Source organism: Microbacterium sp. NPDC086615, from assembly GCF_040686055.1.
In the GTDB taxonomy this organism is placed as follows: domain Bacteria; phylum Actinomycetota; class Actinomycetes; order Actinomycetales; family Microbacteriaceae; genus Microbacterium.
In genome coordinates, this window is sequence record NZ_JBFBJJ010000005.1 from 22026 (window position 1) to 47385 (window position 25360).

General features: G+C 70.8%; 22 protein-coding genes. 13 read left to right on the forward strand and 9 right to left on the reverse strand.

Translation table 11 applies throughout. From position 1 onward, the window contains the following. Positions 1-7: 7 nt before the first annotated feature. Complete coding sequence (locus tag AB0O24_RS06805; RefSeq protein ID WP_307383624.1) at positions 8-904, reverse strand: deoxyribose-phosphate aldolase; 897 nt, start codon at positions 902-904, stop codon at positions 8-10. After that, positions 901-1860, reverse strand: a complete 960-nt coding sequence (iolC, locus tag AB0O24_RS06810; RefSeq protein WP_275800941.1) for a 5-dehydro-2-deoxygluconokinase — start codon at positions 1858-1860, stop codon at positions 901-903. The genes AB0O24_RS06805 and iolC overlap by 4 nt, the downstream gene beginning before the upstream one ends. 131 nt (positions 1861-1991) lie before the next feature. Here iolC and AB0O24_RS06815 point away from each other — a divergent pair, with 131 nt between their 5' ends. Continuing rightward, positions 1992-2750, forward strand: a complete 759-nt coding sequence (locus AB0O24_RS06815; RefSeq protein ID WP_363373549.1) for a GntR family transcriptional regulator — start codon at positions 1992-1994, stop codon at positions 2748-2750. A 52-nt stretch (positions 2751-2802) separates the two neighbouring features. Here AB0O24_RS06815 and AB0O24_RS06820 read toward each other — a convergent pair whose 3' ends face one another. The 3 genes from AB0O24_RS06820 to AB0O24_RS06830 form a co-directional block, all read right to left on the reverse strand. Beyond that, the gene (locus AB0O24_RS06820) at positions 2803-5877 is read right to left on the reverse strand and encodes a glycoside hydrolase family 38 C-terminal domain-containing protein (protein ID WP_363373551.1); all 3075 of its coding nucleotides are present in this window, start codon (positions 5875-5877) and stop codon (positions 2803-2805) included. A 106-nt stretch (positions 5878-5983) separates the two neighbouring features. Further along, on the reverse strand, positions 5984-7324 hold the full coding sequence (locus AB0O24_RS06825; RefSeq protein ID WP_307383632.1) for a 6-phospho-beta-glucosidase: 1341 nt from the start codon (positions 7322-7324) through the stop codon (positions 5984-5986). Continuing rightward, positions 7321-8067 carry a DeoR/GlpR family DNA-binding transcription regulator gene (locus AB0O24_RS06830; protein ID WP_363373555.1) on the reverse strand — a complete coding sequence of 249 codons (747 nt, stop codon included), beginning with the start codon at positions 8065-8067 and terminating at the stop codon, positions 7321-7323. Before AB0O24_RS06830 ends, AB0O24_RS06825 begins: the two co-directional genes overlap by 4 nt. A gap of 130 nt (positions 8068-8197) precedes the next feature. On the opposite strand from AB0O24_RS06830, the gene AB0O24_RS06835 reads away from it, so the two are divergent. From AB0O24_RS06835 to AB0O24_RS06860, 6 genes are read left to right on the forward strand one after another with little or no spacing between them, the layout of a single operon-like run. Next, positions 8198-9205 (forward strand): PfkB family carbohydrate kinase, encoded by a 1008-nt coding sequence (locus AB0O24_RS06835; protein WP_363373557.1) that lies wholly within the window; start codon positions 8198-8200, stop codon positions 9203-9205. Positions 9206-9247: 42 nt separating this feature from the next. Beyond that, complete coding sequence (locus AB0O24_RS06840) at positions 9248-10522, forward strand: extracellular solute-binding protein (RefSeq protein WP_307383638.1); 1275 nt, start codon at positions 9248-9250, stop codon at positions 10520-10522. After that, complete coding sequence (locus AB0O24_RS06845) at positions 10519-11487, forward strand: sugar ABC transporter permease (protein WP_307383641.1); 969 nt, start codon at positions 10519-10521, stop codon at positions 11485-11487. The genes AB0O24_RS06840 and AB0O24_RS06845 overlap by 4 nt, the downstream gene beginning before the upstream one ends. Further along, positions 11484-12380: a carbohydrate ABC transporter permease gene (locus AB0O24_RS06850; RefSeq protein ID WP_275801110.1), complete on the forward strand. Its 897-nt coding sequence runs from the start codon at positions 11484-11486 to the stop codon at positions 12378-12380. The genes AB0O24_RS06845 and AB0O24_RS06850 overlap by 4 nt, the downstream gene beginning before the upstream one ends. After that, positions 12377-13297, forward strand: coding sequence for a glucosamine-6-phosphate deaminase (locus AB0O24_RS06855; RefSeq protein WP_363373562.1), 921 nt, complete (start codon positions 12377-12379; stop codon positions 13295-13297). The genes AB0O24_RS06850 and AB0O24_RS06855 overlap by 4 nt, the downstream gene beginning before the upstream one ends. Continuing rightward, entirely contained in the window at positions 13294-16245 is a 2952-nt protein-coding gene (locus AB0O24_RS06860; RefSeq protein ID WP_363373565.1) for a glycoside hydrolase family 2 TIM barrel-domain containing protein, read from the forward strand. The genes AB0O24_RS06855 and AB0O24_RS06860 overlap by 4 nt, the downstream gene beginning before the upstream one ends. 228 nt (positions 16246-16473) lie before the next feature. Here the strand turns inward: AB0O24_RS06860 and AB0O24_RS06865 are convergent, their stop codons facing one another. Further along, the gene (locus AB0O24_RS06865) at positions 16474-17577 is read right to left on the reverse strand and encodes a citrate/2-methylcitrate synthase (RefSeq protein WP_363373568.1); all 1104 of its coding nucleotides are present in this window, start codon (positions 17575-17577) and stop codon (positions 16474-16476) included. A gap of 52 nt (positions 17578-17629) precedes the next feature. Here AB0O24_RS06865 and AB0O24_RS06870 point away from each other — a divergent pair, with 52 nt between their 5' ends. The 3 genes from AB0O24_RS06870 to AB0O24_RS06880 all read left to right on the forward strand — a co-directional run bounded on the left by AB0O24_RS06870 (position 17630) and on the right by AB0O24_RS06880 (position 19545). Next, positions 17630-18808, forward strand: coding sequence for a citrate synthase (locus tag AB0O24_RS06870; protein ID WP_363373570.1), 1179 nt, complete (start codon positions 17630-17632; stop codon positions 18806-18808). 93 nt (positions 18809-18901) lie between these two features. Further along, positions 18902-19153: a type II toxin-antitoxin system prevent-host-death family antitoxin gene (locus AB0O24_RS06875; protein WP_307383649.1), complete on the forward strand. Its 252-nt coding sequence runs from the start codon at positions 18902-18904 to the stop codon at positions 19151-19153. Further along, complete coding sequence (locus tag AB0O24_RS06880; RefSeq protein WP_363373573.1) at positions 19150-19545, forward strand: type II toxin-antitoxin system VapC family toxin; 396 nt, start codon at positions 19150-19152, stop codon at positions 19543-19545. Before AB0O24_RS06875 ends, AB0O24_RS06880 begins: the two co-directional genes overlap by 4 nt. Positions 19546-19549: 4 nt before the next feature. On the opposite strand, the gene AB0O24_RS06885 is transcribed toward AB0O24_RS06880, so the two are convergent. From AB0O24_RS06885 to AB0O24_RS06895, 3 genes are all read right to left on the reverse strand, one after another. Beyond that, positions 19550-20377 (reverse strand): DUF6457 domain-containing protein, encoded by an 828-nt coding sequence (locus tag AB0O24_RS06885; RefSeq protein WP_363373575.1) that lies wholly within the window; start codon positions 20375-20377, stop codon positions 19550-19552. Positions 20378-20553: 176 nt separating this feature from the next. Beyond that, positions 20554-21741: a gephyrin-like molybdotransferase Glp gene (gene glp / locus AB0O24_RS06890; RefSeq protein WP_275797975.1), complete on the reverse strand. Its 1188-nt coding sequence runs from the start codon at positions 21739-21741 to the stop codon at positions 20554-20556. 49 nt (positions 21742-21790) lie between these two features. After that, positions 21791-22249: a GNAT family N-acetyltransferase gene (locus tag AB0O24_RS06895; protein ID WP_275797977.1), complete on the reverse strand. Its 459-nt coding sequence runs from the start codon at positions 22247-22249 to the stop codon at positions 21791-21793. Between the two features lie 466 nt (positions 22250-22715). Here AB0O24_RS06895 and AB0O24_RS06900 point away from each other — a divergent pair, with 466 nt between their 5' ends. From AB0O24_RS06900 to AB0O24_RS06910, 3 genes are all read left to right on the forward strand, one after another. Beyond that, positions 22716-23210, forward strand: a complete 495-nt coding sequence (locus AB0O24_RS06900) for a DUF1990 domain-containing protein (protein ID WP_275797979.1) — start codon at positions 22716-22718, stop codon at positions 23208-23210. Positions 23211-23471: 261 nt separating this feature from the next. Further along, positions 23472-24425 carry a sugar ABC transporter permease gene (locus AB0O24_RS06905; protein ID WP_275797981.1) on the forward strand — a complete coding sequence of 318 codons (954 nt, stop codon included), beginning with the start codon at positions 23472-23474 and terminating at the stop codon, positions 24423-24425. Continuing rightward, positions 24425-25360 carry a carbohydrate ABC transporter permease gene (locus AB0O24_RS06910; RefSeq protein WP_275797983.1) on the forward strand — a complete coding sequence of 312 codons (936 nt, stop codon included), beginning with the start codon at positions 24425-24427 and terminating at the stop codon, positions 25358-25360. Before AB0O24_RS06905 ends, AB0O24_RS06910 begins: the two co-directional genes overlap by 1 nt.

Genomic DNA, 25360 nt, shown 5'->3' on the forward strand with positions numbered 1-25360 from the left:
GTGGGTGTCAGAGGTCGCGGTGAACGAGGGCGGCCGCGGTGTCGACGGCAGACTCCACGTCACCGTCGGGCGGATAGAGCAGAGTGCGTCCGACGGTCAGGCCGCGCACGCCCGGCAGAGCCAGGGCGCTCTCCCAGGCGGTGAACGTCTCGTCGGGATCGGCGCCGGAGTCGCCGCCGAGCAGCAGGGTCGGCATGGTGGTCGCCGCCATCACCCGCTCCATGTCGTCGACGACCGGCAGCTTCATCCAGGTGTAGGCGCTACTCGCACCGAGTCCCGAGGCGATCGCGACCGAGAGGATCACGGCATCCGTCGACAGGTCGTTGACGACACGGCCGTCGACCTGGCGGCTCATGAAGGGCTCGAGCATGAGGGGGAGGCCCGCCTGGGCCGCCTGCGTCACGGCGTGCGCCATCGCGACCAGCGTCGACACCGTCGCGGGGTCGTCGAGATCGATCCGCACGAGCGTCTTGGCGAAGTCGACGCCGTGCGCGGCCATGGTCGGCACGTCGTAGGCGGTCATGCGGTCGTCCATCTCGAACGATGCACCCCGCAGGCCCCCGCGGTTCATCGACCCGACGATGATCTTGTCGTCGAGCAGGCCGAGGACGGCGAGGTCGTCGATGATGTCGGGGGTCGCCAGCACGCCGTCGACGCCGGGGCGGCTGAGGGCGAGGGCGAGCCGGTCGAGCAGCTCGTAGCGGTCGGCCATGGCGGTGGCGTTCTCGCCCACCGAGAGCGCGCCGCGCGCGGGGTGGTCGGCCGCGACGATGAACAGGCGACCGTCGGGACCGAGGATGTCGCGGCGCGAGCGGTCGCGCAGGATCGCGCCGATGGAAGCGGGCGCGGTGGCGCGGATGTCGCGCAGGCGGGCGAACTGCTCGTCGGCGATCGCCTGGTTCATCGCCGGGCTCCCGCCGCGAGGATCTGCTCGACCTCGGCGGAGGTGGGCATGGCGGTCGAGCACTCCAGACGCGAGGCGACGATGGCTCCCGCGATGTTGGCGAAGCGCAGGATGCGCTCGAGGTCCCACCCTTGCAGGAGTCCGTGGCAGAGGGAGCCGCCGAACGCGTCGCCGGCGCCGAGACCGTTGACGACGTCGACGGGGTACGGCGGCACGACCACCGACTCCTCGCGCGTCTTGGCCAGCACGCCCTCGGGTCCCTGCTTCACGATGGCGAGCTCGACGCCGCGCTCCAACAGCGCGTCGGCCGCGCGCTGCGGGTCGGTCTCGCCGACGGCGACGTCGCACTCCTCGCGGTTGCCGACGGCGACGGTGGCGTGGGCGAGGGCGCGTTCCATCTGCGCGTGAGCCTCGTCGCGGTCGCTCCAGAACATGGGGCGGTAGTCGAGATCGAAGACGGTGCGACCCGAGGTGCGCGCGGCGAGCGCGGCGTGGTGGGTGGAGCGGCTGGGCTCGACCGAGAGTCCGGTCGCCGTGAACCAGAGGATCTCGGCCTGCCGGACGGCGTCGAGGTCGAGCTCGGCCTCGGCGATGTTGAGGTCGGGTGCCTTGGGGTCGCGGTAGAAGTACAGCGGGAAGTCGTCGGGCGGGAAGACCTCGCAGAACGTCACGGGTGTCTTCAGCGACTCATCGACACGGACGTCACGGTTGTCGACGCCGAGACGGGCGAGCTCGTCGAGCAGGTAGCGGCCGAACGGGTCGTCGCCGACGCGAGAGACGAGGCGCACGTCGTGGCCGAGGCGGGCTGCGGCGACGGCGACGTTGGCGGCACTGCCTCCGAGGAATTTGCCGAAGGTCTCGACGGATGCCAGGCCGACCCCGGTCTGCAGCGGATAGATGTCCACGCCGAGTCGGCCCATGGCCAGCACCTCGGGGGCGGAAGCGTTGCTCGTCATCGTTGCCGTTCACTTCTCGAAGCGGATACCATTTGTCCTGACAATAGCACAACCGAACTTCCAGACGGAAGAGTCACCCGGTGGCTACGATGATCGTCAGGTTGTCGCGACAAATCCGAGGGGGTGGCCACATGGCCGAGGACGTGGTGCTCGTCGGCGACCTGCTGAGCGGTCTCGACCGCACCGGCCCGATCCCCCTCTACTTCCAGGTCTCGCGCGAGCTCGAGGCAGCGATCCGCTCGGGGCGCATCGCCCCCGGAGCGCGTCTGCAGAACGAGATCGCGATCGCCGAGAGCCTGGGACTCTCGCGTCCCACCATCCGCCGCGCCATGGAGTCGCTGGTGGACAAGGGGCTGCTCGTGCGCCGCCGCGGCATCGGCACCCAGGTCGTGCAAGGACAGGTGACCCGACAGGTCGAGCTGACGAGCCTCTACGAAGACCTGAAGAGCTCGCACCACGAGCCGGGGACACGAGTGCTCGAGCACGGCCTGCGGCCCGCCGACGCGAGTGTGGCCGAGGCGCTGAGCGTCGTCGAAGGATCCGAGGTGGTCTTCCTCCGCCGCCAGCGCTCGACCGACGGTGTGCCCGTCGCGATCCTGACCAACTACCTTCCGCTCGAGCTCTCCGACATCACGACGGAGCAGCTGCAGGAGCGGGGTCTGTACGAGATCCTGCGCGGTCGCGGCGTCACGATCCGCGTCGCCAACCAGAAGATCGGCGCGCGCAGAGCACACGGCGATGAGAGCGGCCTGCTCGACATCGATCGCGGCGGCCCCGTATTGACGATGGAGCGCGTGGCGTACGACGCCTCGGGCCGCCCCGTCGAGTTCGGACACCACTGCTACCGCCCCGACATGTACAGCTTCGAGACGACGCTCGTCGCGAAGTAGCCCGCCCGTCCGGCGGGCGCGGCCTCCTCGTCGAGGCCGCGCCGCCGGGCGCTCATGCGCGGGTGAGCCGCAGCGTCACGACCTGGAACGGCCGCAGCTCGAGCGCGATGCCGTCGCCCTCGTGGGCGAGGTGGCGCGCACGGGCCATGTCATCGCCGAGCGGACGCTCGAGCAGGTCGACCTCGTCGACGGATGCCACGGCGAACCCCGGGACGAGGATCGTCGTCGCGCGCCGCCCGAGGGCTTCGTACACGCGCACGATCACGTCTCCCGAGCGGTCGTCGGCGAGCTTGACCGCCTCGATGCGCACGCCCTCGTCCGTCGAGCGGAGCACGCTCCACGGCTCCACGGTTCCGTCGATGGCGGGACGGCGCAGCGGAAGGTTCTGCTCGTAGCCCGATGCCACGACCGTGGCGATGTCGGCACCGGGGTGCACGGCGTACGCGAACGTGTGGTGCCCGGCATCCTGGATCGGATCGGGAGAGTTCGCCGCCCGCACCAGGCTCAGGCGCACCTCGGTCTCGACCTCGCCCGAGGCGCCCACCGTGCGAGTGATGTCGTGGCCGTAGGTCGCGTCGTTGGTGACACCGATGCCGTAACCGGGCTCCTCGACGTGCACCCAACGGTGGGCCATGACCTCGAACTTCGCGTCTTCCCATGACGTGTTCTGGTGGGTGGCGCGGCGCACGTGGCCGTACTGGATCTCGGCGCTGTGGTGGTGGGCGTGCACGACGAAAGGCAGCGAGGCCTTCAGCAGCTTCTCGCGCTCGTTCCAGTCGAGGTCGACGCCGAAGTGCACGCGCACGTCGTCGGCGTGCACCGCGATGGTCTGCGTCAGGTGCGACGTGCCGAACGAGCGCGTCACGACGACCCGGGCCCGCAGGTCACCGTCGACGATCAGCTCGACCGCGTCCGCGGCATCCAGGTCGTCGTAGGTGTGACGGTAGTGGGCGTCGATGTCCCAAGCGTCCCACGCGTTCGGCAGATCCTGATGCAGCCGGAGCATGTTGGCCACACGGCCTTCCGGCACGAGCTCGCGGTTCTCGGCGAGGTCGACGATCGACGTGACGAGGCCACGGGTGTCGACCGTGACGCGCACCAGCCCGTTCTCGAGCACGATGTCGTCGCCCTCGCGCCGCGCGGTCACCGGGTGAGTCGGAGCGACGGGAACGAGGGATGCCACGCCCAGCGCCGGCGTCTCGACCAGCGCGAGCGGGGTGCCGTCGGCATCCATCGCCAAGGACCGACGCGCGTGGTCGGCGGAGTTCACGACCGCGGCCGACAGGCCCGCGGCCTTCAGAGCCTCGGCGATCGAGTGGTCGAGCTCGGCGAGAGCTGCGGCGTAGTCCTCTTCGTTCTGCTCGTGCACCCACTGGATCGACGAGCCGGGCAGGATGTCGTGGAACTGCTGCAGCAGCACCCCCTGCCAGAGCCGGTCGAGCGCGTCGTAGGGGTACTCGGCCCCCTTCAGGGCCGCGGCGGTCCACCACAGCTCGGCCTCGCGAAGACGGTGCTCGGCTTCGCGGTTACCGCGCTTCTCGCGAGCGTGCGAGGTGAAGGTGCCGCGGTGCAGCTCGAGGTACAGCTCGCCCACCCACACGGGGGCGTCGGGGTACTCGGCCTGCGCCTGCGCGAAGAAGTCGTCGGGGTGCTCGATCTCCACGCGGGGCGAGCCCTCGAGCGACTCGACGCGGCGCTGGCGCTCCATCATCTCGCGGATGGGTCCGCCGCCGCCGTCGCCGTAGCCGAAGGGCACGAGCGAGGTGGTCGCACGGCCCTTGTCGCGGAACTGGCGCACGGCGTGGTGCAGCTCCTCGCCCTCGAGGGTGGAGTTGTACGTGTCGATCGGGGGGAAGTGCGTGAAGATGCGCGAGCCGTCGATGCCCTCCCACCAGAAGGTGTGGTGGGGGAACTTGTTGGTCTGGCTCCACGAGATCTTCTGCGTGAGGAACCAGTCGAGCCCCGCGAGCTTCGCGATCTGCGGGAACGCGGCGGTGTAGCCGAACGAGTCGGGCAGCCAGATGCCGTGCGTCTCGACGTCGAGCTCGTCGCGGAAGAAGCGCATGCCCTGCGTGATCTGGCGGACCATCGCCTCACCGCCGGGCAGGTTGCCGTCGGGCTCGACCCACTGCGAGCCGACGACGATCCACTGACCCTTGGCGATCGCGGCCTTGATGCCCTCCCACACGTGCGGGTAGCGCTCCTTGACCCACGCGTACTGCTGGGCCGACGAGGCGGCGAAGCGGAAGTCGGGGTACTGCTCGGCGAGCGCCAGCACGTTCGAGAAGGTGCGCGCAGTCTTGCGCTTGGTCTCGCGGATGGGCCAGAGCCACGCGGTGTCGATGTGGGCGTGACCGATGCCCGACAGGCGGTGGGCGGATGCCGACGCGGGGCGCGAGAGGACGTCGACGAGCTCGGCGCGGGCGGCCGCTGCGGTGCCGACGATGTCGTCGAGGCGCAACACGTTCAGCGCCCGCTCGAGCGCGCGGAGTACCTCGTGCCGGCGCGGCTCGGTCTCGGGCAGCTCCTTGAGCAGCTGGTACAGCACCTCGACGTCGAACTGCAACGCCCACACCTCGGGCTCGAACACGGCGAGCTCGGCGGTGCGGAAGGTGTAGATCGGCGTCTCGGGAGCGGTCTTCTTGGAGCCGTAGACGGTCGGCACGAAGTCGTTCTTCAGGATGTCGGGGTTCGCGGCCGCCTCGACGAAGAAGTGGACGGGCTCCCCACCGGCGGCCTGGTCGGCCAGGCGCACGTAGTGGTTGCGCGGGTGGATGCCCTTGACCTGCACACCGTCGGGGGTGTGCACGAGCGCCTCGGCCTGGTTGCCGGGCCAGTCGCCCTGGAAGCCGGGGTCGAGCAGCAGCTCGACCGTGCGGCCGGCCCAGTCGGTGGGGATCTGACCGGTGACCTCGAACCACCACGTCGACCAGGCGCGACCCCAGCTGTCGCCGACGGCGAACGGCGTGTAGTCGGCGGCGAGGGCCTCGGATGCCGGGACGGGCTCGTCCGGGACCATCCAGGCGGCGAGGGTCACGGGCACGCGGGCCGAGTAGACGGCGGGAACGATGCGCTCGGTGAGAACGCGGTGGATGCGCTCTTCGACGAGCGTGAGGTTCTGGTGCACGGTGTCTCCGGTTTCGGGCTACGCGGGGTGAGGGTCGCGGGGTGGGAACCGCGCGAGGGGTGGTGCGGGGGTGCGGCACGATTCGGGCGGTGCCGCACCCCCGGGTTCAGCGGAGGTACGAGAGGTCGGCGAAGCTGGAGCTGGCATCTTCCAGCAACGCCCGCGCGACGCGCACCGAGTCGATCAGGGGGTGGTGCGCCAGGGCGCGCAGCGCCGCGGCGCGCGAGCCGCTCAGGGCCGCCTCGATCGTCTGGCGCTCGACGTACTTCACCGTCGTGATCAGGCCCTGCCCAAAGGCGGGGACCGTCGCGCTCTCGACCGGGCGCGGCCCCTCCGCGCCGACGATGCAGGGCACCTCGACGACGGCCTCGCCGTCGAGGCCCGCGAGCACTCCGCCGCCGGGGACATTGAGGATGAGCCGGGCCGACTGGTCGTACGCGATCGCGCGCATGAGCGCGATCGCGACGTTCTCGTAGCCGCCCGAGACGAGGTCTTCCTCGTCTCGGTCGCCCATGCCCGCGGAGTCGCGGTTGGTCGCCATGTAGGTGACCTCGCGCTCGTGGCGGCAGGCCTCCCACGCGGCGTGCGGACGCGGGGCGGTCGCCGCCTCGTCCCAGAACCCTGCCTGCTGGTCGAGCAGGTAGCGCCCGCGCGTGGTCGCGGCGTACTGATCGGCCTGCAGCACGTCACGGCGGTAGGAGTAGTAGTGCAGGTACTCGTTGGGCAGGGCCCCGAGCGTGCGGATCCAGTCGGCGCCGAACAACGCCCCCTCTTCGAACGACTCGATGCGCTCGGGGGAGGCGAGGAGCTCCGGCAGCAGGTCGACGCCATCGCGACGGAGCGCGGTGAGCCAGCCGAGGTGGTTGAGACCGGCGTACTCGATCTCGACATCGGCGGAGTCTCGGATGCCGAGGGCCCCGAGCGCGCGGCGGGCGAGGCCGATCGGCGAGTCGCAGATACCGATGACGCGCTTCCCCAGCACACGGCCCATCGCTTCGGTGACGACACCCGCGGGGTTGGTGAAGTTGATGACCCAGGCGTCGGGTGCGACCCGCTGGATGAGCTCGGCGAGCTGCATCGCGACCGGGAGTGTGCGAAGCGCATAGGAGATCCCGCCGAAGCCGACGGTCTCCTGCCCGATGACCCCGTGCGACAGACCGATACGCTCGTCGGTCGCTCGACCGGCCATGCCGCCGACGCGGATTGCGGAGAACACGAAGTCCGCCCCGCGCAGACCCTCCTCGGCATCCGTGTGCACGCTCACGCGCGGCGCGTCGGGAAACTCCCGCGCCTGGTCCTCGAGGATGCGGGCCATCGTGCGCAGGCGCACTCCGTCGGTGTCGATGAGAGCGACCTCGTCGACACGACCCGGGTCGCGGTCGAGCAGGAGGGCGCGGTACACGAGGGGGGTGCGGAAGCCTCCGCCACCGATCATCGCAAGCTTCATGCAGTCACAATCTCGACATTCCGTCGGCCCAGGGACTCGACGATCGGGCCCTCGAGCGGCGCATCGGTGATGAGCCGCCGCAGGGCGAGGGGGAGGGCGATACGCCCGGCGCCGCTGCCGGGGAACTTGCTGTGGTCGGCGAGCACCGTCGCCGCGTCGCACGCGGCGAGCATGGCCTGCTTGATCGGCACCTGAGCGAGGGTGGTGTCGCGCAGGTCTCCCTCGGGCGACATGCCACTGACGCCGAGGAAGGCGTGGTCAGCGCGGATGAGGCGCAGCGACTCCGTCGTCAGGTGGCCGGCGACGCTGCGGTACACCGGGTCGTAGTCGCCGGGCAGCAGCACGAGGTGCGTCTCTCGCTCGTCGCGCAGCACATCGTAGATCGCGAGGTTGTTCGTGATCACCGTGACCGCGTGGCCTCGGAGGAGGCGCGCGAGCTGGAGTGTGGTCGTACCGACGTCGAGGATCACCGCCTGCCCGTCGCGCACCGTGTCGGCTGCGGCACGCGCGATGCGCTCCTTGCCGTCGCGGTTGACCGGCTCCACCGTGGCGAAAGGCGCATCGCCCTCCCCCATCACGGCGCCGCCGTGCGTGCGGCGTAGGAGCCCCGCGTCGTCGAGGCGCTGCAGATCGCGGCGGATCGTGGCGATGCTCGAACCGGTGGCCTCGGCGAGCTCCGCCACCGTCGCCGCGCGGGCGGAACGGAGGTGCTGGAGGATCTCGCGGTCTCTGACGTCTTTCATGATGCGATCACCTTATCGCTCAAAATCGCTCAGTAACAAAATATTTACACGCAAAAGTTTGCGCGTTCCTGAGCGACGAATGCTATAAACGGTGAAACGCCCCGGTCGTCGCCGAAGAGAGGAGGGGCCGATGAGCTCACATCTCGGTTCCCCTGCGCCCCGCCTGTTGGCCGCCGGTCAGCTGTTCCTCGACGTCGTCTTCGCCGAGCTCGACGGCGCTCCGCGCCTGGGCGAAGAGCACTGGACACCCGCTTTCGGCTGGGGTCCCGGCGGCATCGCGAACTACGCGATCGCCGCCGCGCGCCTGGGCGTGTCCACCGCGATCTCGGCCGACGTCGGCACCGACGCCTTCTCCCGCCTCGTGCGCGACCGCCTCGCCGACGAGGGCATCGTCGCCGCCCTGCGCGAGCGCGACGACTGGAACCTCCCCGTCACGGCGGCCCTCGGGTACCGCGGTGACCGCGCCCTCGTCACCGGCGGACACCCGGCGGCACCCCTGGCATCCCTCTTGCGTACCGCCCCCGTCACGCCCGTCGCCGCCGTGCACATCGATGCGTCGGTCGCCGAATGGGTACGGGGTCGCGCGAACGAGGGTACGAAGGTCTTCGCCGACATCGGCTGGGACGCCGACGAGAACTGGGACGCCTCGGTGCTCTCGGTGCTCGACGGATGCCACGCCTTCCTCCCCAACGAGGGAGAGGCCCGTGCTTACACGCGTCACGACGACGCCCGCGCAGCGGCTCGCGCTCTCGCCGAGCGCGTCCCGCTCTGCGTGGTCACTCGCGGCGGTCACGGCGCGATCGCCGTGGACTCCGCCGCCGGCGAAGAAGTCGAGGTCGGCGCCGTCGTCATCGATTTCGTCGATGCGACCGGCGCCGGTGACGTCTTCGGTGGTGCCATCGCCGCGGCCGAGCTGACCGGCTGGTCGCTGCGCGAACGCGTCGACTTCGCGACCCTGGTCGCCGCGGTGACCGTGTCGCGCCCCGGCGGCGCTGCGGCCGCCCCGCGACTCGACGAACTGGTCCCCTGGCTCGACAGGAACCCCGGAGCCGCCGACCCTGCGCGCTTCGCCTACCTCCGCGAAGCGCTGCACAACGGCGCCTCCCCCTTCGACGCCGTCTCGGCGTCCCGCCCCTGAACCTGCACCTCCACCGCACCCGAATCAAGGAGTGAACCACCCATGATGACCCTCACCCCGCGCCACCGACGCGCGCTCGGCACCGTCGCCGTCGCCGTCACCGCCGCCGTCTCCCTCTCCGCCTGCTCCGGCGGCACCAGCGGATCGTCCGACGGCCCGATGACACTCTGGACCTGGCCCGGCGGTCTCGGCGAGAGCGTCGTCGACGCCGCCAAGACGCAGTTCCCCGACGCGAAGCTCGAGGTCACCACGATCGGCGACGACGTCAAGCAGAAGCTCGTCACCGTCTTCACCGGCCGGAGCGGCATCCCCTCGATCACGGGGATCAAGGGCGAGGACATGCCCTACTTCCTGCAGCAGGCCGACCTCTTCACTGACCTGAAGACCCTCGGCATCGACGACAAGCTCGCCGACTTCCCCGCTTGGAAGCTCGCCGAGGCGACCACCGCCGACGGCAAGCTGATCGGCCTCCCCACCGACATCGGTCCGACCGCGCTCTATTACCGCACCGACGTGCTCGCCGCGGCGGGCCTGCCGACCGACCCGGCCGAGGTCGCCGCCGCGACGAAGACGTGGGACGACTACTTCGCCTTCGGCGAGAAGCTCAAGGCCGCGACCGGCGCCTACCTCGAGGTGTCGATGGAGGATGTCTTCACCAAGGTCATGGGTCAGGGTGAGACGCACTTCGTCTCGCAGGACGGCGAGTTCCTCGGCGAGAGCGCCCAGGTCAAGAAGGCGTGGGACACCGCGGTCGAAGCGAACCAGCGGGGCCTCGTCGCCGGCATCCAGGACGGCAGCCCCGACTGGGCTGCCGCGGTCAACAACGGCTCGCTGCCGACCCTGCTCGGTGCGGCCTGGTACCAGGGCGATCTGAAGAGCAACGCCCCCGACACCTCGGGGAAGTGGAACGTCACCGCGATGCCCGGCGGTCCCGCCAACATCGGCGGCTCGTTCCTGACCATCCCTGCCTCCACCGGCAACAAGGAGGAGGCGCTGAAGATCGTCGACTTCCTCCTGAGCCCTGAGAACCAGGCCACCACCTACACCGAGGTGGGCAACTTCCCGTCCTCCACGGCCGCCCTCTCACAGCCCGCCCTGCAGGAGCCGGATGCGTTCTTCGGCGGTCAGGTCACCACCGACGTCTTCAGGTCGGCCTCGGAGAACATGCCGATCAGCTACACCAGCCCCATCGACAACGAGGTGGCGGCTCCCTTCATCACGGAGCTGACCAACGTGCAGTCGCAGGGCAAGGACCCGAAGCAGGCCTGGACCGACGCCCTCGCCGCTGCCAAGCAGGTGTGGGAGCGCTCTAAGTGACATCCGCCACGCGCGTCATGACGGCCTCGGGGGTGCGCCCCAGCGCGCGCCCCCGGGGCCGGGGCCTCATCCGGCACTGGCCGATGTACGTGGCCATCGCGCCCTTCTTCCTGCTGTTCCTCGGCTTCGGCCTCTTCCCGACCGCGTACTCGCTCGTGCTGTCGTTCCAGGACTGGAACGGCCTGGGGGCGGCCAAGTGGACGGGCATCGACAACTACACGCGCCTGTTCACCGACCCCACATTCTGGCTCTCGGTGCGCAACACGTTCGTCATCTTCGTTCTGTCGACCTTCCCGATGCTCGCCATCGCGATCGCCGTCGCCGCCATGCTGAACAACGCCGTGCGTTTCAGCACGGCCTTCCGCATCGCCTACTTCGTGCCGAACATCACCTCGGTCGTGGCGATGGCCGTGTTGTTCGGCTCGATCTTCGGCGAGAACTTCGGCCTCGCCAACTCCTTCCTGCACGCCTTGGGGCTCCCCGGGGTGCAATGGTTGTCGACGCCCTTCGGCATCCAACTCACGATCTCGATCCTGATCACGTACCAGTGGACCGGGTACAACGCGATCATCTTCCTCGCCGGCATGCAGTCGATCGGCGGCGAGGTGTACGAGGCCGCCAAGCTCGACGGCGCCGGCCCCATCCGCAGCTTCTTCTCGATCACGCTGCCGCTGTTGCGACCCACGATCATCTTCGTGCTCGTCGTCTCGACCGTCACGGGCATGCAGAGCTTCACCGAGGCGCAGGTGCTCACCGCGAGCTCCAGCACGACGAACCCGAACAGCGGCGGAGCGGGCCAGGGCGGTCTGACCATGGTCCTGTACTTCTACCAGCAGGCCTTCAGCTACAACCGCTTCGGCTACGGCGCCGCGATCGCGTGGGGCGTGTTCCTCATCGTCGTGATCTTCACCATCATCAGCTGGCGCTTCACCGCCGGTAAGAAGGAAGACCAGGCCCGCGCATGACCGTCACCACGCCTCCGCCCGCCACGATCACCGAACACATCACCACCTCCGGTGTGCCGCTGCGTCGTCGCCGCAAGGTGACCCCCGGCCGGGTGCTGCTGTACGGCGTGCTCAGCGCGGGCGCCTTCATCTCGCTCTTCCCGCTGTACTGGCTGGTCGTCATGGCCAGCAACTCCACGAGCGACATCTACACGACCCCGCCGACCTTCGTCCCGGGGCCCCGGCTGTTCGACAACATCGGCGCGGTGTTCTCGCGCATCGACTTCGCGGGGTCACTGCTCAACACGGTGATCGTCGCGTGCAGCGTGACCTTCCTCGTGCTGGTGTTCGACTCGCTCGCCGCCTTCGCGTTCGCGAAGTTCGAGTTCCCGCTGCGCCGCACGCTCTTCACGATCACGCTCGTGACGTTCATGCTCCCGATGCAGCTCGCGGTCATCCCGCAGTTCATCACCATGACCAACCTCGGCTGGGTCGGCCAGCTGCAGGCGTTGGTCGTCCCCGCCGCGGCCAACGCGTTCGGTATCTTCTGGCTGCGCCAATACATGGTGTCGTCGATCCCGGATGAGCTGATGGATGCCAGCGTGCTCGACGGCGCGGGCTTCTTCCGCCAGTGGTTCACGGTGTGCCTGCCCCTCATCCGTCCCGGTCTCGGCTTCCTGGGGATCTTCACCTTCATCGCCGCGTGGAACGACTACCTGTGGCCGCTCGTCGTGCTCACGAACCCCAACCAGGTCACGCTGCAGGTCGCGATGGCCCAGCTGAACACCGCCTTCGGCCAGGACTACGGCATGGTCATGGCCGGCGCCCTGCTCGCGGTGCTGCCGCTGCTGATCGTCTTCCTCATCGGTGCGCGTCAGTTCATCGGCGACATCGCGAAGGGCGCCATCAAGTGAGCGCACAGACACTGGCCCTCGCGCCGGTCTCGCCGACCACGCGCGTCATCTCCTGCGCGACCGACGAGATCGGCGAGGTCGCCGCCGACCTCGTCGCGACCGTCGCGCCCGACGGCGTGCTGGGGGTGGCCACCGGCTCCTCCCCGCTCGCGCTGTACGCCGCGCTCATCCGTCGCCGAGAGAGGTCCCTGAGCCTGTCGAACGCCCCAGACCTCGGTCCGCACGAGAGGTCCCTGAGCCTGTCGAACGCCCCAGACCTCGGTCCGCACGAGAGGTCCCTGAGCCTGTCGAACGCCCCAGACCTCGGTCTGCACGAGAGGTCCCTGAGCCTGTCGAAGGGACCGGCCGCCACCGAGGGCTTCGCCACCGAACACCTCCGCCTCTTCGCCCTCGACGAGTACGTCGGCCTCGACGCCGCCGACCCCCGCTCGTACGCGGCCTACGTGCGCTCGGTCATCGCCGAACCCCTCGGCATCCCATCCCAGAACGTCCGGGTGCCCAGCGGCGCCACCGCCGCCGACGCCGACGCGTACGAACGCGCCATCGCCGAGGCGGGCGGCGTCGACCTGCAGATCGTCGGCATCGGCCGCAACGGTCACATCGGCTTCAACGAGCCCGGTTCGGATGCCGAGACCCGCACGCGCGTGGTCGCGCTCGACGAGAGCACGCGACGCGCCAATGCCGAGCACTTCGGCGGCGATCTCTCCCTCGTGCCGACGCACGCGATGACCCAGGGTGTGGCGACGATCCTGTCGGCCCGCCGTATCGTGCTGGTGGCCTCCGGCCGCGCGAAGGCCCGCGCCCTCCGCGCGGCCCTCACCGGCCCCGTCAGCGCCGACAACCCCGCCTCCTTCCTGCAACGGCATCCCGACGTCACCGTCGTGGCCGACCCCGACGCTCTCTCAGAGGATCGATGACCCACCTCGGCGACCCCTCCCCCGGTTCCGCTTCCCGCCTGGCCCCTCGCGCATGGCTGCGCACCGACGCCCCCGCACAGAGCCTCGACGGTGACTGGGCGTTCCGCCTGCACCCCGAAGACCCCGCTGACGACATCGACGGTCCACCGCCGTTCGCCGCGGTCGACGCCGACGTGTCGTCGTGGGCGAGCATTCCCGTTCCCTCGCACTGGGGTCTGCACGGCCATGGCCACCCCACCTACACGAACATCCGGTACCCGTTCCCGCTCGACCCGCCGCACGTGCCCGACGCCAACCCCACCGGAGATCACCGGCGCGTGTTCGAGTGGCATCCGTCGTTCTGCCCGGGCGGGCGCACGCTGCTGCGGTTCGAGGGCGTCGAGTCGCTCGCGACCGTGTGGCTGAACGGCACCGAGATCGGGTGGTTCACCGGCAGCCGCCTGATGACCGAGTTCGACATCACCGACCATCTCGTCGACGGCGAGAACGTGCTCGCCGTGCGCGTGCACCAGTGGTCGGCTGCGAGCTATCTCGAAGATCAGGATCAGTGGTGGCTCCCGGGCATCTTCCGCAGCGTGTCGCTGCAGGGGCGTCCCGCGAACGGACTCGACGACGTGTTCGTGCGGGGCGACCGCGACCCCGCGACGGGAGCCGGCGTTCTCGACGTGCAGCCCCGCGGCGGCTTCCCCGTGACCGTGCGCGTGCCCGAGCTCGGCATCGACGAGACGTGGGCCTCGGCGGGCGAAGTGGTCCCCCTCGCAATCGACGCGGTCGACGCCTGGACGGCCGAGACACCCCGCCTCTACGACGTGGAGGTGTCGACGGATGCCGAGACCGTTCGGCTGCGCGTCGGCTTCCGCCGCGTCGAGGTCGTCGGCGACCGCTTGCTCGCTGACGGTCGTCCCCTCGTCTTCCGCGGGGTGAACCGGCACGAGACCGACCCCGACCGCGGCCGTGTCTTCGATGAGGACTACGTACGGGGCGAGCTCGCGCTCATGCGCCGGCACAACATCACCGCCATCCGCACCGCCCACCAGCCCCCGCACCCGCGCGTGCTCGAGCTGGCCGACGAGATGGGCTTCTGGGTCGTCCTGGAGTGCGACCTCGAGACGCACGGCTTCTGGGACGTCGAGTGGAGGGGCAACCCCGCAGAGGATCCCGCCTGGCGCGCGGCCTGCCTCGACCGCGCCCGCCGCACGATCGAGCGCGACAAGAACCACGCGAGCGTGGTGATGTGGTCGCTCGGCAATGAGTCGGGCACCGGTCGCAACCTCGCCGAGATGGCCGGGTGGATCCGCGAGCGCGACGACTCCCGCCCGATCCACTACGAGGGCGACACCGGCGGGGCGTACACCGACGTGTACTCGCGCATGTATCCGACGATGGAGGAGATCGCCTCGATCTGCGGCGAGCAGACCATGCCCGTGCACGAGGTCGGCGCTGCCGAGGGTGCCCGCCAGCGCGCGAAGCCTTTCGTGCTGTGCGAGTTCGGACACGCGATGGGCAACGGCCCGGGCTCCCTCGCCGACTACGAAGCGCTCGTGGAGAAGTACCCACGGCTCCACGGCGGCTTCGTGTGGGAGTGGCGGGATCACGGCATCCGCGCCCGCACGGACGACGGCACCGAGTTCTTCGCCTACGGCGGCGACTTCGGCGAGCCCGTGCACGACGGGGTCTACCTGATGGACGGCCTCGTGCTCTCGGACGGCACCCCCTCGCCGGGCCTCGGCGAGCTGGCCGCGGTCTGGGCGCCCGTCGTGCTGGAGCACCTCGACGGCGACACCTGGCGGGTGCGCAACCGCCAGCACACGCTCGGCACCGACCACCTGGAGCTGCGCTGGCGCGTCGAAGACGACGGCATCCGCGTCGCCTCGGGCGCGCTCGACCTGCCGGCCCTCGCCCCGGGTGCGGAGGGCGTCGTGGAGCTGCCCGAGATCCCGGATGCCACGACCGAGCGTTGGGTGACCCTCGAGGTCGCGCTGCGCGAGGAGTCGCCGTGGGCACCGGCGGGTCACGTCGTCTCGCGAGCCCAGGCGCAGCTGCATATCGCCACCCCTCGACGGGCCCGCCCCGCCAGAGGCGGCTGGACCGGCGATGCTCTGGGCGACGCGGTGTTCGACCGACGCGGGGGGCTCGTCCGCTGGCGCGACCTCGAGGTCTCGGGTCCGCTGCCCGAGCTGTGGCGCGCGCCGACCGAGAACGATCAACTCGACGGTCAGGGCTCGTACGAGACGGCCGACCCGGCCCTGACCCACGGACGCGGCGACGAAGACACGCCGGCATCATCGGTCCGCTGGCTCGAGCGCGGCCTCGACCGTCTGCAGCACCGGGTGTTGTCGGTGGAGCGCACGGAGGCCGGGCTCGTGCAGCGCGTGCGGTCGATGGCCGCGCACAGCGCGCAGGGCATCGAGACCACGTTCTCGTGGCGACTCGACGGCGAGGGTCTGCGGCTGCACACCGACATCCGCCCCTTCGGTCCGTGGGACTGCACATGGCCGCGCGTCGGGGCGCGCTTCGGATTGCCGGGCGCCCTCGCCGACGAGCGGGTGGAATGGTTCGGCACCGGGCCCGCGGAGTCGTACGCCGACAGCGCCGAGGCCGCGTACGTCGGCCGCTTCTCCTCCGCCGTAGACGACCTCGGCGTCTCGTACGGCCGGCCGCAGGAGACCGGCCATCGTCCAGGCCTGCGCGCCCTCGACCTCGGCCCGCTGCACCTGCGCGCGGTCGCGTCGGGCTCGACCGGCCTGCCCGGCTTCCAGCTCGATCGCCACACGGCGCAGGAGCGCACCGGCGTCGCCCACCCGCACGAGCTGCCGCCCTCGAGCGGTCTCTGGCTGTATCTCGATGCGGCGCAGCACGGCCTCGGCTCGCGCGCGTGCGGTCCCGACGTGCTCCCCCGCTACGCGCTCTGGCCACGGGCGGTGTCGTGGACGGTGGTGTTCGAGTAGAGGTCCCTGTCCCGCCCGAGGTCCCTGTCCCGCCCGAGGTCCCTGTCCCGCCCGAGGTCCCCGTCCCGCCCGAGGTCCCTGAGCTCGTCGAAGGGACCGGGACCAGCCGCGAGACCCCGTACCGTCCCGCGGACTCCGTCGCCGACACGCCGCCCCGGGCCCGTGCCCACCGGCGTGTCGCCCACCGACTCCGCCTGACGGCACACCCCGCCGGCACCGCCGCCCGGATCACACCGCCCGCACCGCGGGCCCCACGTACCGCGCCGACGGCCGGATGATCTTCCTGTCGCGCGCCTGCTCCAGCACGTGCGCCGTCCAGCCGATCGTGCGCGCGAGCGCGAAAGTGGGCGTGAACAGGTCGCGCGGGATCCCGCACTGCTCCATCACGACCGCCGCGGAGAACTCGACGTTCGCGTGCAGCGGACGATCGGGGCGGTGCTGCGCCAACTGCCGCTCGGCCTCGTCCTGGAAGGCCAGCGCCTGCGCGACGCGCTCTCCGCCCAAGCCCTGCGCGACCTCGCGCAGCAACTCCGAGCGCGGATCAGCCGTGCGGTACACCGCGTGCCCGAACCCCATGAGCCGACGCCCCGCGGCCAGTTCCCCCGCGATCCAGCTCGCCGGATCGTCGCCGGCGCGGTCGAGGCTGTCGAGCGCCCGCGCGGGCGCGCCCCCGTGCAGCGGCCCCGACAGCGCGCCGACGGCACCGGTGAGGCAGGATGCCATGTCTGCCCCGGTCGACGCGATGACCCGGGCGGTGAACGTCGAGGCGTTGAAGCCGTGGTCCATCGCCGCGATGAGGTACGCCGACAGCGCGCGCTCGTGCGCGGCGTCGGGCGCGACGCCGGTGACCCGTTCGAGGTAGTCGGCGACCACGCCTCCCCCGCTCACCGAGCCCCCGCTCGCCGAGCCCCCGCCCGCGAGAGCGACCGGTGCCATCGCCGCGTAGGCGATCGCCTCGCCGAGCCGGTCCTCCTCGCCGAGGTCGTAGAGCGCAGCCGAACGACGGACGGATGCCGCGAGCGTCCAGACCGCGCGCAGGCGCGCGAGAGGCTGGTCGGTGTGGTTCGCCACCGCGGCGAGGAGTTCCGGCATCCGGGGATCCGTGCGGGAGGCCGCGATTCGTTCGGCGAAGGCGACGGATGCGGCGGCATCGGGGAGATCGCCCACGACGAGGAGATGCCAGACGTCTTCGAACGATCGCGCGCGGGCCAGGTCGACGGCCGAGTGGCCGCGGTATTGGTAGTACCCGGCTTCGCCGTTGACGTCGCTGATGGCGGTCTCGGCGGCGACGACGCCATTGAGTCCGCGGGGGACATCGATCAGGTCGCTCATGCGCTCAGTGTGCGAACATGACGCGGACAGCGTCAACGTTGATCGGATCAATATGGCATCCCTCCTTCCCCGGCTCACGGCCGCCCAGGTGGCCGCCCGCCTCGGCGTCAAGCCGCAGACCGTCTACGCGTACGTGTCACGGGGTCTGCTCCGCCGCGAGCGCGACGCGCACGGGTCGACATTCGACGCGCTCGAGGTCGAAGCGTTCGCCGGGGCGCGCCGTCGCACCGCGCCCGCGGTCGACCACCCGACCACCGGGATGCCGCTCGCCGTCGTGCACACCGACATCGCCGACATCGAGGACGGCGAGCTGCTGTACCGCGGACGCCGGGCCCGCGATCTCACCGACCGTCCGTTCGCCGAGATCGTGGAGTGGCTGTGGGACGCCGAGCGGGTGGACGCCCCCGATCCCGCGATCGGCAGCGCGCGCGAGATGGTCGCGGCCCTTCCCCCTCACGCGGGCGCCATGGACCGTCTTCGCGCGGCCCTCACCGGCTTCGCCGCCGACGATCCCCTGCGCCACGATGCCTCGGCGGCCACGCTGCACCGTATCGGCTGGACGCTTCTGACAGGTCTGCCGGTCGCCCTCGGCGGCGACCCGCACGGCGATATCGCGCGGTCGCTCGTGAGCGCGTGGCGTCCGGGGGCCGACGAGGCGACCGTCGCCGCCGTGGATGCGGCGCTGATCCTCCTGATCGACCACGACCTCGCCGTGTCCACCTTCGCCGCGCGCGTCGCCGCGTCGGCGCGTGCCGACGGGTACGCCGCGGTGAGCGCGGCGCTCGGCGCCGCGGACTCGCCGCTGCACATCTCAGCGTCAGCACGGACCGCGCGCCTCTTCGCGCGCGTGCGGCGGGGCCTCGAACCCGAGCGGGCGCTGACCGAGGCGCTGCAGGACGGCAACGGCATCCCGGGCTTCGGCCACCCCCTCTATCCCGAGATCGACGATCGGGCCGACGCCCTGTTCTCGTTCGTCGAGCGCCTTCCCGACGGAGAGGCGACGATGGATGCCGTGCACCGCCTCAGCGACGTCGTCACCGACCGCACACGCCTGCGGCCGAACGTGGATCTGGCGCTGGCGGCGTTGGCATCCGGAACCCGCCTTCCCGACGACGCGGCGAGCACGATCTTCGTCGTGGGGCGCCTCGCGGGCTGGATCGCGCACATCCGGGCCGAGTACGCCGAGCAGGCGATGCGGTTGCGCCCGCGGGGCGAGTACGTGGGGCGTTGAGTCGCGCCGGTTCGGACGAATTCACTCGAGCGGAGAGGTGAAAGTCGCCCCTCCCCGCCTCGACCTCGCCATCTGCCTGGCTAGGTTGCCAGCATGATGTACAACGTCCTCGAAGCGCGGAACAGTCTGTCGAAGCTGATCGCCGACGTCGAATCAGGGATCGAGGTGACGATCGCTCGCCGCGGGGTTCCGGTCGCGCGACTCGTTCCGGTCGATGCCGCGCCGCAGCGTCCGCGAAACGCCTTCGCGACGTGGCTCCAGGAGCACCCGCTCACGCCCGAGCGGGCTCGTCCCGCCGACGAGATCGAGGCGATCATCGCCGAGAACCGGGCCGCGGGGGCGTGATCTACGTCGACAGCTGTCTGGTCATCTACGCCGTGGAGCGCGACGACCACATCGGTGATCGGGCGCGCAGCGCGCTCGCCACCGCGAAGGCGACGGTCGCGACGAGTCCTCTTGCGGTGCTCGAGTCTCTCGTCAAGCCGATGAGGGACGGCGACGCCGAAGCGCAACTGCGCATGTGGAGCGCTTTCGATGCCTTCGAGTTGTTACTCGCGGAGCCGGACGCCTACCTCGATGCGGCTTTGCTTCGCGCCCGTTACCCCGGTCTCTCGACGGCGGATGCCCTCCATCTCGGGATCGCTCGGCAGTCGGGCTGCACGGCGTTCTGGACGAACGACGCGCGGCTGCAGGCGGCATCCGGTGGCCTGGCGGTCGACGTGATCGGCCGAGGCTAGCGGCTCACCGGTTCTCCCAGCCGCGCGCCATCTCGACCACAGCGGCCACAGCAGCCTCGGTATCGGCGGGCGACCCACCGGCGCGACCGGCGACGAGCCCCGCGACGAACGCACTCAGCGGAGCAGCCGGGCGAGCCACGCCGTTCGCGACCTCGCGCGCGAGGTCGAGGACCAGCGAGATGGGGATGTCGCCCTCGCTCAGGCCGAAGCGCTCCGCGAGAGCGGCGCTCCAGTCGTTCAGCGCCTCGGGCGGCAGGGTACGGGATTCGGTCATGGCTCCTCCTCGGGCTGCTCGAAGATCGTCCCACGTGTCGATGTCGCGCGTCAGGGCGGGGTCGACGGCGACCGGCTCGATGCGGAGCCCGCCGAGCAGCGCGCGCATCGAAGCATCCCGTCCTCGATCGGGGAGAACGGATGCCGCCGCCCGCAGCGCCGCGGTCCGGTAGCGGCCGATGAGCCACTGGCGCCGACCGTCGTCGAGACACGCCCCGTCGATGCCCGCCGGGAGCGGGTCGGGCAGCGCGGCGACGGCCGGGATCGCGGTCGGCAGGTCGCAGGCGAGCACGAACACGTCAGCGGCGTCGACGAGCGGGAGAGCAGCCACGATCGCGGCGACCGGTCCGCCGAAGGGCGGGTCTTCGCGCGTCCACGTGACGGCGAGATCATCGTCGAGTCTTGGGCCGACGACCACGACGGTGCTCGCGCCGCCCGCGTGGACCGCGTCGTATCCCGCGCGCAGCAGCGTCCGGCCGTCGACCTCGAAGAGCGGCTTGGCGGCGCCGTCCACGCGCGATGCGCGGCCCCCGGCCAGCAGGATCGCGTCGACGCTCACCACCGGGTCCGCCCGCGCAGGGTCCGTCTCCGCAGGGCCCGTCACCGCAGGGCCCGTCACCGCAGGGGCCGTCACCGCAGGGGCCGTCACCGCAGGGCCCGTCACCGCAGGGCCCGTCACCGCAGGGCCCGTCGCCCCAGGGGCCGTCACCTCAGGGCCCGTCACCCCAGGGCCCGTCACCACCGGGTCACCGTCACCACGTCGCCGGCCACGAGGTCGCGGTCGCTCGGCGGGATGATCGCGAGACCCTCGGCCTCGCCGAGGCCGCGGGTTCCGTGCGCCGTCGGCAGAGCCGTCCACCGGGCGGGGTCGGAGCGGTCGAGGCGCACCGGCACGTACTGCACGCGCTCCGGTCGGGCGCGACGATCCGCGGCGAGCGCGACGCGCAGCGTCTCGCGGCCGAGGTCGGCATCACCCTCGAGGGCGCGCAGCGCCGGTCGCACGAACAGCTCGAACGACACCGCGGCGCTCACGGGGTTCCCGGGCAGACCGAACAACAGGGTGCCCGAGGGCGTGCTCCCGAAGCCCTGGGGTTTCCCCGGCTGCATCCGCACGCGGTCGAAGCGCATCAGGTCGCCGAGCGTGTTCTTCACGACCTCGTAAGCGCCCGCGCTGACCCCGCCGGAGAAGACGACGACGTCGGCGCCCGCAGCTTCGGCGGCGGCGATGGCCTCACGCGGCCCGTCGCCCTCGTCGTCGACGCTCGTGCGCAGCACGATTTCGGCCCCGGCCTCTTCCGCGAGACCGGCGAGGAGCACGCTGTTCGACTCCGGGATCTGCCCGCGGCGCAGCGGTTCACCGGCGGGCCGCAGCTCGGAGCCGGTCGAGACCACGGCCACGCGCGGCGCGCGCGACACCGAGACCGTCCCGACACCCGCTGCGGCGATCGCGCCGAGCCGAGCGGCGGTCAGTCGCACACCCTCCGCGACGACAAGGTCGCCCTCTCGGACATCCGAGCCGCGGCGGCGGATATGCGCTCCGGGGCCGCGCGGAGCGGCGAGGACCGTGACGTCCCCGAGTCCGCCGGCGAGCCCGCGTTCGGTGTCTTCGAACGGGACGACCGCGGTGGCGTCGGTCGGCACGGGCGCGCCCGTCATGATGCGCGCGGCTTCGCCGGCATCCATCCTCGGATCGTCCTGCGTGCCCGCCGGGAGGTCGGCGATCACCCGCAGCGTGGCCGGGCCGGTGATCTCGCGCACCGCGAAGCCGTCCATCGCGGAGCTGTCGAATCCGGGGACGTCGACCCCGGCGAGAACAGGATGCCGCAGCACCCGGCCGCGCGCATCCGCCACACCACGCGGCTCGGGCTCGAGGGGTCGCACGGCCGAGAGGATCGCCGCGAGGTGTTCGGTGACGTCGATCACGCGATCGATCCGAGGCGAGCGAGGGGCATGGACTCAGCGTAGGCGCGGGTCAGAGGTCGAAGCGATGCGGGATCACGCCGTCGCCGTCGCGATAGGGCGCGAACCCCATCGCCATGTAATAGGCGAGCCCGGGAGCATTGTCAGCCCCGATCGTGGCGTCGATGTGGCGTAGGCCCGCGGCTTCGGCGGCGGCCAGCGATCGCGCGAACAGGCTGCGTCCGATGCCGCTGCGGCCGACCTCGGGATGGATGTGCGTTCCGATGATGCCCCAGCCCGTCTCGACCCCGTAGGGGTTGCCCGGCCACGCCCGCTTGAGCGATTGAAAGCCCACCACGACGCCGTCGCGGTCGGCGACGGTGCACGAGATCGTGTGCTCGGCGTCGAAGTAGCGCTCCTCGACGAGGGCGGCGTCGACCGGCGACGGCCGGAGGCCCGCGCGATGGATCGCATTCTGCACCTCGACCATCGCGTCGATGTCGGCGGGTCGCGCTTCGCGAAACTCGATCATGCCGCCATCCTCGCAGCCCGCTCCGACATCGGCGGCGCCCGCGGGGGCCTCTGGTGCGTGCGGAATCTGGGCCGCGCCGCGAACCGTGGCTCCCACCGCCTATCCCCACCACGATGCCGAGCGGAGGGAATCTGGCGAGCGGAGGACCCGGGACCGATCCCACGTCCTCCCTCCCCCAGATCTCCTCCCCTCACCACCGCCGGCGGCACGGCGCCCACCCACCGCCGACCCAGCCCGGGTGCTCAGCGGAGGAAATGGGGCGAGCGGAGGACCCGGGACCGATCCCACGTCCTCCCTCCGCCAGATCTCCTCCCCCCGCCACCGCCGAACCCGCGACGCGCCCCCGCCCCGCGCCGACCCCGACCCCGCGCCGACCCCGGCCCCGCGCCGCACTTGCACCCACAACGCCGCAATCCCCGCCCCGCAACCCCGGCGCACCTCACCGCCGCACGGCTACCGTGGCCCCATGGACGACCTGACCTATGCCGAGGTCGGCGCGACCGCCGGAGAGATGCCGCCCGGATACCACCACGTCCGCGCCCGCCGCGTCATCGGTCGCGGCCCCGAGGTGTTGGCTCGAGCCGCCGACGCCCTCCTCGCGGGCGAAGCCCAGCGCCGGGCCGGGGCGCGGGTCGAGATGCCGCACACGCCGCTGCGCGAGGGCGACCGTGTGACGATGCGCCTGGGGCTCGGCATCCTGAGCTTCCGGATCCCGTGCCTCATCGTGTGGGCCGAGCGCACCGCGACGACCGCGGGCTTCGCGTACGGCACGCTGCCCGGGCACCCCGAACGCGGAGAGGAACGCTTCACGCTCGCACTGCTGCCCTCGGGCGACGTGGTGTTCGAGATCGCCGCGTTCTCGAAGCCGGGTCGCTGGTTCACCCGGGTCGCCGCCCCGCTCGGTCGAGCCGTGCAGGCGTGGATGACGCAGCGGTACCTCGGCGCGCTCGACGAGCGCTGACGCGGGCGAAACTCCTGAGATTGGGGCCCGCCCGGCCGCGGTTCCCGCACCGGAGGGCGCGGCATCCGACCTCGCCCGAAAAATCTCAGGAGTTTCGCCCGCGCGCAGAAGCGCTTATCCCACTCCCGGACCGCTTTGGCAACGCCCTGGACCTCTTCTCGGCACTTCTCGACCCTGGCGAAGCGCTTCTCGATGTCGTGGGCGCAGGCGAGAGGAGACACCCATGAACGACGACGCCACGGCCCCCGACCGGGCGCACCGGTGACCCTCTCTACCGCCCCGACCACCGACGACTCGAAGAAGCCCCGCCGCCACAAGGTCAAGTACAACCGCCGCGAAGCGATCGCGGGGTACCTCTTCATCTCGCCGTGGATCCTCGGGTTCCTGATCTTCACGGCCGGGGCGATGATCTACAGCCTCGTCATCTCGTTCTCGAGCTACAACCTCGCCACCGGCGCCGCCCGACCGGTCGGGGCGACCAACTACGCGCAGTTGTTCGAGGACCCGCGGGTCGCCGTCTCCCTCGGCAACACGCTCTTCTATGCCGTCATGGCCGTCCCGCTCGAGATCGCCTTCGCGCTGTTCCTCGCTCTGCTGCTGAGCCGAGTCGGGCGGGGCGCCGGGATCTTCCGCACGCTCTACTACCTGCCCAAGATGACTCCGGCCGTGGCCACCGCCGCGGTGTTCTTCCTCCTCCTCAACGGCAACTCCGGTGCGATCAACCAGGCGCTCGGGGCCGTCGGCATCCAGGGTCCGCAGTGGCTGGTCGACCCGGCGTGGGTGAAGCCGAGCATCGTGATCATGGCGCTCTGGACGGTCAGCGGCACGATGGTGATCTTCCTCGCGGCGATCAAGAACGTGCCCGTCGATCTGTACGAGGTCGCGCAGATCGACGGCGCGGGTCCCATCCGCCGCTTCTTCTCGATCACGCTGCCGATGATCTCGGGGGCGATGTTCTTCAACGTCATCGTGCTGACGATCGCGGCGTTCCAGGTGTTCGACCAGGCCTACCTGCTGTTCTGGCGCGACCAGAGCAACGCCTCCCCCGAGGCATCCCTCTTCTACGCGATCTACCTCTTCCAGCAGGCGTTCCGGCAGTTCAACTTCGGCTTCGCGGCGGCGATGGCGTGGCTGCTGTTCGTCATCATCCTGCTGATCACGCTCGTGCAGGTGCGGCTCGGCAACCGCTTCGTCTACTACGAGGGGGACCGCTGATGGCCACCACCCTGCAGACGCCCGGGGTGGCGCAGGCGCGTCCCGAGCTGGTCGTCCCTCCGCGCAGGCGCTGGCGCCGCGCGCTCAGCCAACCGAAGACCCTTGGCGGCCGGGTGGTCCTCGCGGCGGTGCTGGTGCTGTTCGCGCTGCTGTTCCTCTACCCCTTCGCGTGGCTGCTCGCGGCCAGCCTCAAGCCGCGCGGGGAGGTGTTCGACAACGCCCTCATCCCGAAGACTTTCCTGCCGGGCAATTACGCCGAGGTCTGGAACCAGCTGCCGCTGCTCAACTGGATGTTCAACAGCGTCGCGATCGCGCTCCTCGCCGCGACCACTGTCGCGATCATGAGCTCGATCGTCGCCTTCGGGTTCGCGTACTTCCGCTTCCCCGGCCGCGGGTTCCTGTTCGGCCTCGTGCTCGCGACGATGATGCTGCCGGGCGCGGTCACGATGATCCCGATCTACCTCATCTGGAAAGAGACCGGACTGCTCGGCACGTGGGTACCGCTGTGGGGCATGAACCTGTTCGGTAGCGCCTTCTACATCTTCCTGCAGCGGCAATTCTTCCTCGGCGTTCCCCGCGAGCTGTTCGAGGCCGCGCGCCTCGACGGCTGCAGTGCCTGGGGACTGTTCTGGCGGATCGCGATGCCCCTGTCGATCCCCTCGTTCGTGATCGTGTTCCTCTTCGAGTTCCAGGCCAGCTGGAACAACCTGCAGGCGGCACTCATCTACCTCAACGCCGGCAGCGTCGAGGACTTCACCGCCCCGCTCGGCATCGCCTACGCGATGACGAAGTACAGCCCGAGCGCCGGCGGTCAGGGCGACTACCAGTACGTGATGGTCGCCTCGCTCCTCGTGACCCTCCCGATGCTCATCCTCTTCGCCTTCGGCCAGCGGTACTTCATCGAGGGCGTCGCCACCCAGGGCCGCAAAGGCTGA